This window comes from Micromonospora sp. AKA38 (genome assembly GCF_027925725.1).
GTDB lineage: Bacteria > Actinomycetota > Actinomycetes > Mycobacteriales > Micromonosporaceae > Micromonospora.
Map to the genome: position 1 here is coordinate 1,270,623 of NZ_BNEI01000003.1, position 13,967 is coordinate 1,284,589.

At 70.6% G+C, this 13,967-nt stretch carries 18 protein-coding genes and 4 tRNA genes; 4 read left to right on the forward strand and 18 right to left on the reverse strand.

The features are described from left to right. Positions 1-273: 273 nt before the first annotated feature. The 17 genes from TPA0908_RS14435 to TPA0908_RS14515 all read right to left on the reverse strand — a co-directional run bounded on the left by TPA0908_RS14435 (position 274) and on the right by TPA0908_RS14515 (position 11,229). Complete coding sequence (locus TPA0908_RS14435) at positions 274-966, reverse strand: hypothetical protein (RefSeq protein WP_281938124.1); 693 nt, start codon at positions 964-966, stop codon at positions 274-276. After that, entirely contained in the window at positions 963-2,078 is a 1,116-nt protein-coding gene (locus tag TPA0908_RS14440) for an ATP-binding cassette domain-containing protein (RefSeq protein ID WP_281938125.1), read from the reverse strand. The genes TPA0908_RS14435 and TPA0908_RS14440 overlap by 4 nt, the downstream gene beginning before the upstream one ends. Before the next feature lie 79 nt (positions 2,079-2,157). Further along, the gene (gene rplA / locus TPA0908_RS14445; protein ID WP_281938127.1) at positions 2,158-2,874 is read right to left on the reverse strand and encodes a 50S ribosomal protein L1; all 717 of its coding nucleotides are present in this window, start codon (positions 2,872-2,874) and stop codon (positions 2,158-2,160) included. Between the two features lie 85 nt (positions 2,875-2,959). After that, entirely contained in the window at positions 2,960-3,391 is a 432-nt protein-coding gene (rplK, locus tag TPA0908_RS14450) for a 50S ribosomal protein L11 (protein WP_107157429.1), read from the reverse strand. Positions 3,392-3,577: 186 nt separating this feature from the next. After that, the gene (gene nusG / locus TPA0908_RS14455) at positions 3,578-4,300 is read right to left on the reverse strand and encodes a transcription termination/antitermination protein NusG (protein ID WP_281938128.1); all 723 of its coding nucleotides are present in this window, start codon (positions 4,298-4,300) and stop codon (positions 3,578-3,580) included. A 35-nt stretch (positions 4,301-4,335) separates the two neighbouring features. Next, positions 4,336-4,740: a preprotein translocase subunit SecE gene (secE, locus tag TPA0908_RS14460; RefSeq protein ID WP_107157494.1), complete on the reverse strand. Its 405-nt coding sequence runs from the start codon at positions 4,738-4,740 to the stop codon at positions 4,336-4,338. 215 nt (positions 4,741-4,955) lie between these two features. Then, positions 4,956-5,028, reverse strand: a tRNA-Trp gene (locus TPA0908_RS14465). Positions 5,029-5,155: 127 nt separating this feature from the next. Then, positions 5,156-5,548, reverse strand: a complete 393-nt coding sequence (locus tag TPA0908_RS14470) for a MaoC family dehydratase (protein WP_281938131.1) — start codon at positions 5,546-5,548, stop codon at positions 5,156-5,158. 2 nt (positions 5,549-5,550) lie between these two features. Next, a complete protein-coding gene (locus TPA0908_RS14475; RefSeq protein ID WP_281938133.1) occupies positions 5,551-6,000 on the reverse strand; it encodes a MaoC family dehydratase N-terminal domain-containing protein in 450 nt (149 codons plus the stop codon). A 123-nt stretch (positions 6,001-6,123) separates the two neighbouring features. Next, entirely contained in the window at positions 6,124-6,291 is a 168-nt protein-coding gene (gene rpmG, locus TPA0908_RS14480; protein ID WP_013288652.1) for a 50S ribosomal protein L33, read from the reverse strand. Between the two features lie 132 nt (positions 6,292-6,423). Beyond that, positions 6,424-6,496, reverse strand: a tRNA-Met gene (locus TPA0908_RS14485). Positions 6,497-6,521: 25 nt separating this feature from the next. Further along, a tRNA-Thr gene (locus TPA0908_RS14490) sits at positions 6,522-6,594 on the reverse strand. A gap of 95 nt (positions 6,595-6,689) precedes the next feature. After that, a complete protein-coding gene (locus TPA0908_RS14495; protein WP_281938135.1) occupies positions 6,690-9,218 on the reverse strand; it encodes a putative bifunctional diguanylate cyclase/phosphodiesterase in 2,529 nt (842 codons plus the stop codon). 591 nt (positions 9,219-9,809) lie between these two features. Continuing rightward, entirely contained in the window at positions 9,810-10,046 is a 237-nt protein-coding gene (locus TPA0908_RS14500) for a hypothetical protein (RefSeq protein ID WP_281938137.1), read from the reverse strand. A 306-nt stretch (positions 10,047-10,352) separates the two neighbouring features. Then, positions 10,353-10,526, reverse strand: a complete 174-nt coding sequence (locus TPA0908_RS14505) for a hypothetical protein (RefSeq protein ID WP_281938139.1) — start codon at positions 10,524-10,526, stop codon at positions 10,353-10,355. Between the two features lie 242 nt (positions 10,527-10,768). Then, the gene (locus tag TPA0908_RS14510) at positions 10,769-11,095 is read right to left on the reverse strand and encodes a hypothetical protein (RefSeq protein ID WP_281938607.1); all 327 of its coding nucleotides are present in this window, start codon (positions 11,093-11,095) and stop codon (positions 10,769-10,771) included. Between the two features lie 5 nt (positions 11,096-11,100). Continuing rightward, positions 11,101-11,229: a hypothetical protein gene (locus TPA0908_RS14515; RefSeq protein ID WP_281938141.1), complete on the reverse strand. Its 129-nt coding sequence runs from the start codon at positions 11,227-11,229 to the stop codon at positions 11,101-11,103. Positions 11,230-11,643: 414 nt separating this feature from the next. Here TPA0908_RS14515 and TPA0908_RS14520 point away from each other — a divergent pair, with 414 nt between their 5' ends. Beyond that, on the forward strand, positions 11,644-12,522 hold the full coding sequence (locus TPA0908_RS14520; RefSeq protein WP_281938143.1) for a helix-turn-helix domain-containing protein: 879 nt from the start codon (positions 11,644-11,646) through the stop codon (positions 12,520-12,522). Then, complete coding sequence (locus TPA0908_RS14525) at positions 12,515-12,712, forward strand: DUF397 domain-containing protein (RefSeq protein ID WP_281938145.1); 198 nt, start codon at positions 12,515-12,517, stop codon at positions 12,710-12,712. The genes TPA0908_RS14520 and TPA0908_RS14525 overlap by 8 nt, the downstream gene beginning before the upstream one ends. Positions 12,713-12,795: 83 nt before the next feature. On the opposite strand, the gene TPA0908_RS14530 is transcribed toward TPA0908_RS14525, so the two are convergent. Further along, positions 12,796-12,879: transfer RNA gene (locus TPA0908_RS14530), tRNA-Tyr, on the reverse strand. Between the two features lie 146 nt (positions 12,880-13,025). Here TPA0908_RS14530 and TPA0908_RS14535 point away from each other — a divergent pair. After that, on the forward strand, positions 13,026-13,520 hold the full coding sequence (locus tag TPA0908_RS14535) for a YajQ family cyclic di-GMP-binding protein (protein ID WP_281938146.1): 495 nt from the start codon (positions 13,026-13,028) through the stop codon (positions 13,518-13,520). Between the two features lie 49 nt (positions 13,521-13,569). Next, positions 13,570-13,956 (forward strand): hypothetical protein, encoded by a 387-nt coding sequence (locus TPA0908_RS14540; RefSeq protein WP_281938148.1) that lies wholly within the window; start codon positions 13,570-13,572, stop codon positions 13,954-13,956. Positions 13,957-13,967 lie beyond the last annotated feature (11 nt).

Here is a 13,967-nt window from a genome sequence, read left to right on the forward strand (position 1 = left end):
GGGACGTCGCGACGGCGGCGGAGGCACCACGACAACGAAAAAGCCCCGGCGCGGGGCGCACGGGGCGAGGGCCGGGATCATGGAACACAGTCGGCGGACCGTGCCTGACACCGAGTTTCGCTTGCCGCCCTGCGCGGGTCGCCCGTCGTCGCGGGACCTTCGACCGTGCCGGGGCACGGTGACCAGCGGTCTTTGGGTGGAACTACCGGTTCAGGTTACGCGACGTGCGGCAGAGCGCCAAATCGCCCCGGAGTGCTCCGGGTCACCCGGCGGTCAGGCCCGGGTGCGCCGCCCCCAGGCGTAGCCGGCCAGCGTCACCGCCACCCACAGCGCCGCCCAGCCGGTGAGCAGCAGCCCCGCGCCGGGCGTCACCGGCGCGGTGACCGCCCGTGCGGTCGCCATCACCGGCGGGACCAGCCACGGCACCACCGAGTCGGACAACCCGCACACCACCACCCCGACCACGCCGACCGCCAGCACCGCGGCACCGTAGCCGGCGCTGCGGGTGATCGGCCGGCTGGCCAGCGCGCCGAGCGCCACCGCCGCCGGCAGCGCGAGCAGGTGCGCCCAGACGCCGAGCGCCACCCCGACGAGCGCCGGCCGGCCCGCCGGCCCGCCCGCCAGCGACACCGCGCCGAGCGGCCACGGCATCGCCAGCGCGACCAGCACCACGGCGAGCCCGGCCACGAGCGCCGCGAGCAGCCCGGCCGCCCGTTCCCGGGCCGGCCCGACCACGACCCGGGCCAACCGGCGCTGCACGTCGGGTTCGACGTCCAGCAGGATCTTGGTCTGCCAGGCCAGCACCGGGAAGATCACCACCGCGGAGACGCCGTAGACCTCCGCCGGCCGGCCCGCGCCACCGCCGCCGTAGAGGACGCCCAGGGCGAGCAGACCGGCCAGCACCGGCGCGAGCGCCCGTCCGGTACGCACGAAGCCGACCAGCCGCAGCCGGACCAGGGCGATCACCGGGTCACCTCCGACGTCACGCCGGAACGGACGGCACCGGCCTGCGGCGTCTCCGACCCGGCCCCGGCCTCGACGCCCGGCGCGCCGGGGACATCCGGTGACCCGCCATCGGACTCGACCGCCGACGCACCGGGAAGGGCCGGTGACCCGCCATCGGCCCCGACCGCCGACGCGCCGGAGCGGGCCGGTGACCCGCCATCGGCCCCGACCACCGATACGCCGGACCGGACCGGTGGTCCGGCATCGGCGTCGACCGTCGACGCGCCGGACCGGCCCGGTGCCGGTGACTCGTCGAGGGCCTCGACGCCCGACTCGCCGGGGGCCTCGACGCCCGGCCCGCCGGCGGGAGCCGGTGCCGGTGACCCGGCGGCGGGCGGGACGGCAGGTTCGCGTACCCGAAGGATCTGGTGGCCGTCGGCGCGCAGGCGGGCGACGGCGACGGCGAGCCCCGCGGCCGGCACCGCCAGCTCGACCACCGCGACGGCCGAGCCCCCGGACGACGCCTCCTCGGCCAGCGTGCCGTCGGTGACCGACCAGCGGCGGGCGCCGGGCAGTCGGACCGTCTCGCCCCGGTGGTCGCTGACCAGCACCGCGCCGCCGCCGGCCAACACCTCGCCGATCATCTCGGGGACCAGCTCGCGGGCGGCGGCGTCGAGCCCCTCCCAGGGCTCGTCGAGCACCAGCAGGCCGGGCGGGCGCAGCAGCGCCTGGGCCAGGCCGACCTTCTGCGCGGTGCCCTTGGAGAGCTGCGGCAGGCGCACGTCGGAGAAGCGGGTCAGGCCCAGCCGCTCCACCCAGTGGCGCACCGCCCGGTCGGCGGCGGCCCCGGGCAGGCCGGCGACGCGGCCCATGGCGGCCAGGTAGTCCCCGACGGTGAACGGCTGGTCGGCGGGGAAGCGCTCCGGCACCCAGCCGACTGTCGCCGGCCGGTCGACGACCCGGCCCCGGCTCGGCCGCAGCACCCCGGCGGCGAGCTGGAGCAGGGTGGACTTGCCCGCGCCGTTGCGGCCGAGCACGACCGCGACCTCGCCCGGACCGATTGTCGCGTCGACCTGTCGCAGCACCCAGGGGCCGTGCCGGTGGTACCGGAGCCAGACGCCGTCGAGCCGCATGCGCCGAGCCTGCCACAACGGACAGACGGACGGGGCCCCGCCACGTGGTGGTGGCGGGGCCCGTCCGGGAGGTGCGTGCTCAGCCCTCGGCCGAGCCCTCCTGCAGGTTCTTGATCAGCTTCGGGTCGACCGGGACGCCCGGGCCCATGGTGGTGGTCAGCGTGACCTTCTTGAGGTACGTGCCCTTGGCCGCGGACGGCTTGGCCCGGAGGACCTCGTCCAGCACCGCGGCGTAGTTGTCGATCAGCTGGTTCTCCGAGAAGGAGGCCTTGCCGATGATCAGGTGCAGGTTCGAGTGCTTGTCCACCCGGAAGGTGATCTTGCCGCCCTTGATGTCCGCGACCGCCTTGGTGACGTCCATGGTCACGGTGCCGGTCTTCGGGTTCGGCATGAGACCGCGCGGGCCCAGGATCCGCGCGATCCGGCCGATCTTGGCCATCTGGTCCGGCGTGGCGATCGCCGCGTCGAAGTCCAGCCAACCGCCCTGGATGCGGGCGACCAGCTCGTCGGTGCCCACCTCGTCCGCACCCGCGGCGGCGGCCTCCTCGGCCTTCGCGCCGGCGGCGAAGACGATCACGCGGGCGGTCTTACCGGTGCCGTGCGGCAGGTTGACCGTGCCGCGGACCATCTGGTCCGCCTTGCGGGGGTCGACGCCGAGGCGCATCGCGACCTCGACCGTGGCGTCGAACTTGACGTTGGTGTTCTCCTTGGCCAGCTTCACGGCCTCGGCGGGGGCGTACAGCTTCGACCGGTCGATGACCTCGGCGGCCTTGCGGTAGCTCTTGCTGCGCTGCATTTCTGGTGACTCCTGTGGTCTCTGGCGGGCGCGCGGGACTCGCGGCCCTCCCACGAACGGATCGGGTGGAGCGGGTACGACGAGATCAGTCGGCGACGGTCAGGCCCATCGACCGGGCGGTGCCGGCGATGATCTTCTCGGCCTGCTCGATGTCGTTGGCGTTGAGGTCCGCCATCTTCTTCTCGGCGATCTCGCGCAGCTGGGCGCGGGTGACCGAGCCGACCTTCTCCTTGTGCGGGACGCCCGAGCCCTTCTGCACGCCGGCGGCCTTGATCAGCAGCCGGGCGGCGGGCGGGGTCTTCAGCACGAAGGTGAAGGTGCGGTCCTCGTAGACGCTGATCTCGGCGGGGACGACGTCGCCACGCTGGGACTCGGTCTGCGCGTTGTAGGACTTGCAGAACTCCATGATGTTCACGCCGTGCTGGCCGAGCGCGGGGCCGACCGGCGGCGCCGGGGTGGCCTGGCCCGCCGGCAGCTGAAGCGTGAACGTCTTGACGAGCTTCTTCTTCGGAGGCATGTCTCTTCCTGGGGCTTGAAACTGGGATTCTCCGCCGCCCGCGGGCGCGCACGGTCAGCGCGGTGCGGACGGCCGACGTTCAAGGGTAGCGCAACCCGCTACCGGGTTCGCCGCCGAGGTCGGCGAGCGGTGGAACGGCACACCGGCGGCCGGCCCGGGAAGGCCGACCGCCGGTGCGGACGTCCGTCAGATCTTGGCGACCTGGTTGAAGTTCAGCTCGACCGGGGTCTCCCGGCCGAAGATCGACACCAGCACCTTGAGCTTCTGCTGGTCGGCGTTGATCTCGCTGATCGTCGCCGGCAGCGACGCGAACGCGCCGTCGGTGACGGTGACCGAGTCGCCGACCTCGAAGTCGAGGACCTTGATCTCGGGCTTGGCCTTCTTCTGCTCGGTCTCGACCGCCGGGGCGAGCCACTTGAGCACCTCGTCGAGACTCAGCGGCGCCGGCCGGTCGGCCCGGTCGGTGGCGCCGACGAAGCCGGTGACCCCCGGGGTGTTCCGGACGCAGGAGTAGGACTCCGCGGTCAGCTCCATCCGGACCAGGATGTAGCCCGGGAAGACCTTCGCCTGGACCTGCGACCGCTTGCCGTTCTTGACCTCGACCTCTTCCCGGGTCGGCACCTCGACCTGGTAGATGTAGTCCTCCATGTCGAGGGACGTGATCCGGGTCTCGAGGTTGGTCTTGACCTTGTTCTCGTAGCCGGCGTACGAGTGCACCACGTACCAGTCACCGGGCGCGTAGCGCAGCTTCTGGCGCAGCTCGGCGACCGGGTCGAAATCCTCGTCCGGGGCCGGCTCGGTGGTCGGGAACTCCGGCTCGCTGGCGGCCTCGACCGACTCGTTGTTGGCCGCCGTCGCCACCGCGGACTGCTCGTCCGGGGTCTCGGCGGTCTCGTCGTACTCAGGCACGCTCGCTCACTTCCGTCAGTATTACTGTGCGCAGGTCAGCTGGGGTTGCCGAAGACCCACAGCACCGCCTTGGCGAAGCCGTAGTCCAGGCCGGCCACGATCGCCAGCATCACCGCCACGAAGGTGACCACCACGGCCGTGTAGGTCAGCAGCTCCTTGCGGGTCGGCCAGATGACCTTACGCAGCTCGGCCACGACCTCGCGGAAGAACCGCGCGATGCGGGCGAACAGCCCGATCCGCTCGGTGTCCTTGCGGGTCTTCCGGCCCTCGGCCGGCTCGGCCTGGGCCCGCTTGCGGGTGGCGGTGCCGCCCCGGGAGACCGGCTCGTCCGCGTCGGCGGCATCGTCGGCCACGTCGTCGTCGGCCACGCCGTCGACGGTCGCGTCGTCGTTCAGACGCTCGTCGCCGTCGTCCTCGCCGCGCCGCTTCTTCTCGGCCACTTCGCCCTCCGTGCGGGTATGGGGTCGCACGCCGGGCGGCGTGCGCGGCGTGTTGGTCACGCCGGCCGGACCAACCGTCCCGCGACGGGCCGCGGCCGGCGGACCGGACGGGAGGGCCCCGAACGCCTCGGAACCACCCCACCGGTGCCACCACCACGGGCCGGACGCCGCCGCGAACGGCGGCACGACCCACGGGAACGGTCAGGCCTGAGGCGCAGGGGTGACAGGACTTGAACCTGCAGCCTGCGGTTTTGGAGACCGCTGCTCTGCCAATTGAGCTACACCCCTGTGCGGCAACTCACCTCCACCCGGACACGTTGTGCCGAGCGGGGGTCACTTGCCCCACGGCGGACCAGTGTACGGGTAGTCGTGCGACTTTCCCAACCGGTCTGCCCCTCGCGCGTCGGGTGGCCCCTCAGCGAGGAGTACGGATCAGTGCCCGGGCCTGCGACAGCACCTTCTCGCCCCGACAGGTGGCGGTGACGTCGAGCCTGGTCAGGCCCGCCTCGGTGACTTCCTTGACCACGGCGGCGACCTCGATCTCGGTGCCCTCGTCGGTGTCCGGCACGACCACCGGCCGGGTGAAGCGGACACCGAAATCGACCACCGCGTCCGGCGCGCCGGCCCAGCCGGCGACCGCGCGACCGACCAGGGCCATGGTGAACATGCCGTGGGCGATGACCCCGGGCAGGCCCACCCCGGTGGCGGTCCGGTCGCTCCAGTGGATCGGGTTGAAGTCCCCCGAGGCGCCGGCGTAGCGGACCAGGTCCGCCCGGGTCACCCGGAAAGTCTGGACGGGCAGTTCCATGCTCACGCCTCCTCCCGACGTACGACGATCTTGGACCAGACCGCGACCACCGGCTCACCGGCCACGGTGCTCACGTCGGTGCGGGTGGTCAGGAAACCGTGCCCGCCCCGGCTGCTGACGTCCTCGATGACGCTGACGCACACCAGCTCGTCACCGGCCACCACCGGCCGGGTGTACGCGAAGCGCTGGTCGCCGTGGACCACCCGGCTGTAGTCGACGCCCAGCGCCGGGTCGTCGACGATCTGCTGGTTGGCCGCCATGGTGATGATCACCGGGAAGGTCGGCGGCGCGACCACGTCGGGGTGGCCGAGCGTCCGGGCCGCCTCCGGGTCGTGGTGCGCCGGGTCGATCGCGCCGATGGCGGTGGCGAACTCGCGGATCTTTTCTCGGCCCACCAGGTAGGGGGCGGTCGGCGGATAGGTCCGGCCGACGAAGGACGGGTCCAGGGACATGCCGCGAACCTACACGGAACACACGAACGCCGACCCGCGCGGTCGAGCGACCTTCTCAGGCCGTCGACCGGTGCGAATCGGCGTACGGGATGCTGCTGCGGGGCCGGCGGTGCCGGCCGGGCGTCAGCGGGTCTCGCGGTGGACGGTGTGCTTGCCGTCCCGGGGGCAGAACTTCTTCAGCTCGATGCGGTCCGGGTCGTTACGGCGGTTCTTGCGCGTGATGTAGTTGCGCTCCTTGCACTCCACACACGCCAAAGTGATCTTCGGCCGGACATCGGTCGCCTTCGCCACGGCGGAGTGCCTTCCTCGCTCACGGATATCAACTACGGCGTGTCAGCCTACGCGCTGACCACGCGGACATGCAAAGTGGGCGCCCTGTGGCGCCCATCCCACCGACCACCGGGCGGACCCGGGGGACGAGAGTAGCGGTGGCCGGACTTGAACCGGCGACACAGCGATTATGAGCCGCTTGCTCTACCATCTGAGCTACACCGCCGTGGCGGGTCCAGCCGGACCCTTTGAGCCCCCTTACGGAATCGAACCGTAGACCTTCTCCTTACCATGGAGACGCTCTGCCGACTGAGCTAAGGGGGCCTGCTCGATCACCCTTCGGGTGTCGCGCAGAGGAAACAGTACACGACCGCGTCGCGGAGGTGAAATCGGATCCCCCCGACAGGTGCCATCCCTGCTCAGGGCACCACACGCAGCCGCGGCAGCTCCCCCGCGGCGACCGTCTCGGGGTCGACCTGGGCGCCGAACCACGCCTCCAGTCGCTCGTACGGCAGCGGCCGGCTGAACAGGAAGCCCTGGCCGATCTCGCAGCCGATGTCCTGGAGCAGCTCCAGGGTCAGCTCGCTCTCCACCCCCTCGGCCACCACCGTCAGGCCGAACTGCTGGGAGAGCGTCACCACCGCGTTGACGATGGCCAGATCGCCCGGATCGGTCGCCATGCCCTGCACGAACGACCGGTCCACCTTCACCTCGTGCACCGGCAGCCGGCGTAGCTGGGCCAGCGACGAGTTGCCGGTGCCGAAGTCGTCCACCGAGAGCCGGACCCCGATGTCGCGCAGACAGCGCAGGATCGGCACCGGCCGTTCGGTGCCGTCCAGCACGCCCGCCTCGGTGATCTCCAGCGTGAGTCGCTGCGGCGGCACGCCGTACTCCGTCAGCAGTTCCCGCACCAGCCCCGGGAAGCGCGGGTCGTTCACCGTCCGGGCGGCCAGGTTGACCGAGACGCAGAGCGGCTGCTCGCCGTGGCTCCAGTCGCGGCTGCGCCGCAGGCTCTCCCGCAGCACGAACTCGGTGAGCCGGCCGAGCTGGCCGGTGTGCTCGGCCACCGCCACGAAGTCGTCAGGCGAGACCGTGCCGTGCGCCGGGTGTTCCCAACGCGCCAGGCACTCCACGCCCACCAGGCGGCGGTCCCGCAGCGTGACCTTGGGCTGGAAGTAGACCTCCAGCTCGCCGTCCTCCAGCGCCCGCTTCAGGTCGCCGGCGAGACCGAGCCGGCGCAGCGACCGCGACTCCAGCGCCGGGCTGTAGAGCTGCACGCTGCCCGGGACCGACTTCGCCGCGTTGGCCGCCAGGTCGACGCGTTGGAGCAACGCCACCGCGTCCCCACCGTGGTCGGGGTGGACGGCCACGCCGACGGCGGTGTCCACGTCCAGGGTGAGCGCGTCGAAGACCATCTCGTCCCGGATCTGCTCCCGGAGCTGGGTCGCCAGGTCCAGCGCGGCCTCGACGCCCTCCAGCCGGAGCGTCACCAGGAACTCGTCCCCGCCGGCGCGACCCACAAGCGCCGAGGAGGGCGCGCAGGCCCGCAGCCGCTCGGCCACCTCGACCAGCACCTTGTCGCCGGCCGCGTGGCCCAACGACTCGTTGACCTGGCGCAGCCGGTCCACGTCGAAGAGCAGCAGCGCCACCACCTCGCCGGGGGCACGGATCTTGACCGCCTCCCCCACCGCCGCGATGAGTCGCCGCCGGTTCGGCAGCTTGGTCAACGTGTCGTGCTCGGCGTCGTGCCGCAGCCGGTCGACCAGGCGGGAGTTCTCCAGCGCGACCGCGGCGTGCGCGGCGACGGTCTCCAGCAGCGGCACGTCGGTGCGGCTGAACGAGTTGCTGGCGCCGAGCCGGTTGGCCACCTCAAGCGTGCCGACGACCGCCTGCCCGGAGCGCAGCGGCACCACGATGACGTCCTTGACCCGCTGCTCGGTGAGCGCGGTCCGCAGTTTCCCGTCGGCGCCCGCGCCGCGGGTGAGCACCAGCGTCTGCCCGTCCCGGCGGACCTGCTCGCGCAGGGCGGCGGGCGTGGGCGCCACGTCCAGCAGCCCCGGGTCGGCGATCCGGGAGGTCAGCAGCACCTCCGGGTGGCGGCGTTGCGCGGGCAGCCAGAGCGTCGCGTACTCCGCCTGGAGCATCGACCGGACGCGGCCCAGCAGGGCGTCGGCGAGCGTGCCGTCCTGGCCGCTGCCGCTGACCGCGCGGCTCAGCTCGTACATGTCGGAGAGCGTCCGGTGCTGCCGGAAGAACTGCGCGTACGCGCGGTAGACAAGCGCCAGCGCGGAGACCAGTGCGGACAGCAGGACCAGCGACCACCAGTTGGAGGTGATCAGGATCAGGACGATCAGACCGGCGACGATGTTGATGCCGGCGGAGAACAGCGCGGAGGGCGACTTGCGGAACGCGTCGCGGCCGGTCTGCCAGCCCTGGACCAGCGTGTAGACGCCGGCCACCGACGTGATGCTGACCAGGTTGACCATGATGGCGGCGGTGAACAGCGTCAGCCAGGTGCGCGGGCCCACGCCCTCGACCGGGGGCAGCACCTGCAACACCAGCACGGCGAGCGAGGAGCCGGCCGCCGCACGGGCGACGTTGAACCAGAGCTTCGTCGCGCCCATCCGGTGCCAGAGATGGGTGAGGATCGCGGCCCCGGTGCAGATCGCGACCACCGTCAGCGGACGGGTCAGATAGAACGCGAGCACCAACGGGATCTCGGTGATCGTCACACCGAGCGACTGGCGTCGTACGGTGAAGTTGAGCACCGGAAGCCCGGCGGCGACCATCGCCACCAGCAGCACCACCGCCAGCGGCCAACCGCCGAACGGATGGTCGCTGATCAGACCGGTCACCGTCGCACAGACGACAGCGAAAAGGACGAGCGGCCCGGTGATCAGCCAAGCGTGATCATTGGACCGCGAGCCCTTGACGGGCTGTGCGGACATGCCGCCCCTTCCGTCGATCGACGTTCGCCTGGCTCGGAGGGGACGGTGAACGTCAGCGAGTCGCAGGCATGTTCCAGATGACGTCCGCGGTCTGCATGTCGCCGAGCTCCGGCCCTGCGCCGACCAGGACGCCACTCATGACAGCGGCAAAAACCAGCATTGAGCCAAGCAGCCGGCCCAGTCTTCGACCAGACATGTTCGCTCTCCTGTCGGGGATGGGACACCGGGGATGGTGGAGGTTCCACGATCGTGCCACAGGGCCCGCACGCAGGAAAGCGGTGGGAACAGGCCCGATCCGACCGTCGAAAAGGTTTCGCCGATCGGCCCGGTGCCAGAGGGACGCGAAGCCAGATCAGCGGGCTCAGGGGCCCCGCGGCCGTCCGTCCATTGCGTATTCCGACCTTCAGCGCGAACTGATCTAGGCGGCCTCGAAGCGATCGGGCCGCTGCGCCCGGCCGCACTCCCCATCCCCGTGGCTCGGACGACCCTGGGCATAGACCACCATACCTATAACTCGCCTCAGCACCAGAGGGCGATACGGGTCAATCGCTGGCGAATCACCGACACATCCCCTCACCTGCCGGTTCGGCCTCAGTCGTCCACCGGCATCGGCCACACGTCCCGGGCGTCGTTGAACGCCGCCCCCGGCGGCGGCTCGACCGTGAGCGCCCGGAGCCGGCCGGGCAGCGCCCGAAACCGGCCCGGCAGCGCCGCCACGCCGCGTCGCGTCGACCGCCACAACCACCGCGCGAGGCAGACGACGGCGACGACCGCGGCGAGGGCCAGCACGTGGATCAGCACCCAGCCGAGCAGGCCGACATAGAGCATGACCGCACGGTACGACCTTTTCTTGTACGGCGGCGCGCAGGCGCTCGGACCAGGCGTCCGTTCCTCGGGTGGTCCTTCTCGTGCTGACGCACCTGCTCATCCCAGACCTCCCGGTCGTAGTCCGGTCCGGCGAGCCCTCGCCGCAGTGCAACTTCTCGTCAGACACCCATGGCGTTCCAGTCGCGCTCCCCGACGTCCGCGAGTGGAACGCCATGGGTGTATCAGGGCACCGGAGACACCCATGGCGTTCCACCCGAGGGCCACCCGGCCGGTGGGTGGAACGCCATGGGTGCGTGGGTGCCGGCCTCAGGTCAGGCGTCGGATGCGGACCTTCGGGCGTTCGTTCCGCAGGTGGCCCTGCTTGTGTTGGCGTACCTGCTCGTCCCAGACCTCTTGGTCGTAGTCCGGGTCCGGCGGGATCCACCGGTGGGAGCCGTCGCTGTAGTGGAACTTCTCGTCGCCGGCCCGAAGAATGCTCACCGCGCCCCACCCAGGAACCGGCGGTGCAGACAAGCGGCGGGCACGTCGACCAACCGGGCTTCCGACGCGGGGTCAGTGGTCATCGCCGGTCCTCGGAGACGGCCCTTGGGGGCGGTCGACCGGAGCGGGTGGTAGCTCCGCACGCGATGCCCTGACCTCGGCGAGCATGCGCTTCCGATGCGCGGCAACCTGGGCCTCGTCGAGGTTCATCCGCGAGCGGGTGTCCTGCCAACTGCGCACCATCAGCCTGTCCGTTCCCGTGCCGGGCAGTGAGGACGGCTGGCGGGAACCCGCACTCCGTCGCTCCGGCGTCCGCCGTCCGGAGCCGGCCTCATCCCCAGCATTCTGGTTGCTTGTGGAGAAGCAGCGCCCGCTCTCAGCCCGCACTGCTTGACGAAGATCGACCGACGCGCCACGGCGTCGCCCTGCTCGTCGAGCTGGTAGCCGTCCAGCCACGTCCACCCGTCGTAGGTGCTCCAGTCGAGGACGCGGATCAGCCGGAAGTGGAACGGCCGCACGAACTGCACGCCGGCCGCCCTGTCGACGAGAAGCAGCACGCCGGGCTTCAGCTCCGTCACTGCTCGCAGACCTTGCGCCAGGCGCGGATGCGGGCGCGGGCGACGACCACGCGGGGACACCATCCGTACGGCCGGCAGCGCGGGCAGGTGTACGCCACGTGGTAGTCGATGACGGCCCAGGACACCGCCACCAGGAGAGGCGTGTCGGGTCTCCGTTCCGGCCTCACGGCGCCCCGCCGTTACGCCGCTTCTCGCGGTGTTCTGTCCGAGCCTGTGCGGCTCGGTCCGCGGGAGGTCCGACCAGCGGCAGGACATTGGCCGTGTCGTTCCGCTTCCTGATTACGCGAGGGCGCTGGTTGCCGGTCGGCCGCTGCACCACGTCGACCGGCTCGTTGCTGCGTAGGAACCACTTCCAGCGGGGCATCGCGCACCTCCGGCGATCGTCGGTCGACCCTTTCCGCAGTCAACGTGGCGTAGTGACACCGTGACTGCAATGTCTCATCGCGGGATTCGGACATAGAGATTGACGCCGTGCCATCCGGGCGGGCAGGGTGGCTGGAATGAGACACAGGAGCATCTGACGGGAGATTGGGGACCAGATGGCCGAGACGGGATCTTCCGTCCCGCGTCGGCAACTCGGCCGGCTGCTGCGGCAGTCGCGCGAGGAAGCCGGCATCAACCTGGAAGCCGCCGCGAAAACGCTGGAGTGGTCACGGGCGAAGATGTATCGGCTGGAAGCCGGCCACACCTCGCTACGCACCCACGACGTGAACCTCATGTGCCAGCTCTACGGCACCTCGACCGACCTGACCGAAGTCCTCGTCTCACTCGCCCGGGAGAGCAAGAGCCGGGGTTGGTGGCACGCCTACGGCGATGCGATCCCCGCCTGGTTCGAGCTGTACGTCGGGTTGGAAGCCGCCGCCTGCCACATCCGGCAGTACGAGCCGAACCTGATCCCTGGACTCCTTCAGACACCCGAGTACATGTCGGCGGTCTTCGAGACCAAGCCGGGCCGCACACCGCAGGAGGTGGCCCAGAAGGTCGCCCTCCGGATGGAGCGGCAGAAGCTTCTCGCCCGGAGGAGTCCGGCAGCACCTCTCTTCGAAACGATCGTCGACGAGGCTGTCCTGCATCGGCCGATCGGTGACGTGGAAGCTTGGCGTGCGCAGTTGGCCTACCTGGTCAACGCGGCCCAGGCAACGAACATCAGGGTCCGCGTGCTGCCAAGGGACATCGGCCCACACCGAGCATCCGTCGCCGGCAACTTCGTGCTGCTCGACTTTCCCGCGAAGGGCACCCGGCCTGCCGAGCCGACCACGGTTTACAGCGAGTCGATGACCGGCAGCATCTACCTCGATCGGAGGAGTGAGGTAGAGACTTACTCGTCGACTTGGGAGACTCTGTGGAACCTCGCCCTGGACGAACGCGCCTCCGAGGATCTGGTGGGTGCCGTGATCAAGGAGACTTTCGATGACTGAGATGACCACGGCCCGCTGGCGCAAGAGCAGCTACAGCGGCAACGAGGGCAACTGTGTCGAGGTTGCCGACAATCTTCCGGGGGTCGTGGGCGTGCGGGACAGCAAGGACGTCGCCGGTCCGTCGCTGACGTTCAGCGCGGCCCACTGGGGTTCCTTCGTCGAGTTCGTTAAGGACAGCTCCCCTAGCTGAGCTTCGGCATCCGAAAGGGGCCTGCGAATCACGAAAGCGGCCCCCGATCAGCATTCCTGCTGGTCAGGGGCCGCATCTGCACCTGGTGGCGGGTAGAGGATTCGAACCTCTGAAGCTTTCGCGACGGATTTACAGTCCGCTCCCATTGGCCGCTCGGGCAACCCGCCAGGGCACCCACCGCGTCGTGACGCGGCAGCGGAAGCAAGGATAGCGGTTGTCCCCGGCCCCTGCGCAACGGGGTACCGTCAGGGGGTCCCACGCTGGTCAGTGCGGGACGGATCAGGACACACCGCCGGACAGCAGGAGCATGATCATGGCAGCGAGCCCGTCGTTCGACATCGTGAGCAAGGTTGACCGCCAGGAGGTCGACAACGCGCTCCGCCAGGCGGAGAAGGAGCTCGCGACGCGGTTCGACTTCCGTGGGACCGGCGCCGAGATCTCCTGGTCGGGCGAGGAGGCGATCAGCCTCCAGGCGGAGACCGAGGAGCGGGTGCGCGCCGCGCTTGACGTCTTCAAGGAGAAGCTGATCAAGCGGAACATCTCCATGAAGTCGCTGGACGCGGGCGACCCCCGGTCGTCCGGCAAGATCTTCAAGATCGACGCCAAGGTGATCCAGGGCATCGACACGGAGAAGGCCAAGGCGATCAGCAAGAAGATCCGCGACGAGGGTCCGAAGGGCGTGCAGGCGCAGATCCAGGGTGACCAGCTCCGCGTCACCGGCAAGAAGAAGGACGACCTTCAGGCCGTCATCTCGCTGCTCAAGGGCGAGGACTTCGGGGTGGCGCTCCAGTTCACCAACTACCGGTAGGCGCGGTAACCGCCGCGACCTTCGTCCGCCGCGCCGCTACGCTGCCGGCATGTGCCGGTACGCCATGACCTTCTACCGGGTCCACTACGTGTGCGTGCCGTGCCGTCGCAGCCACAAGTACGCCTGGGACGACGCGACGCACCGCTGCACGTCGTGCCGGCGGCCGATGGTGTTGGCCGGGCACGACTTCGCGGCTCCCCGCCGCCGGAACGACTCCGGCTGGGCGGCGGTCGCGGCGGTGCTCGGGGCGGGCCTGCGGTACGAGGGGTTCGAGGTGTGCGGCTGCGGGCGGGAGCCGAAGTTCCGGCCCCGCACGAGTGCCCAGGTACGGGCGCGGCGGCGGGTCGGCCACCGGCTCGGAGTGTCGGAGGCCGCCGCGTTGGCCGCCCGTGACCCGTATGACGCCAGTTCTTCTGCCCTGAGGCAACTTCGTTGAGGTGAGGGCTC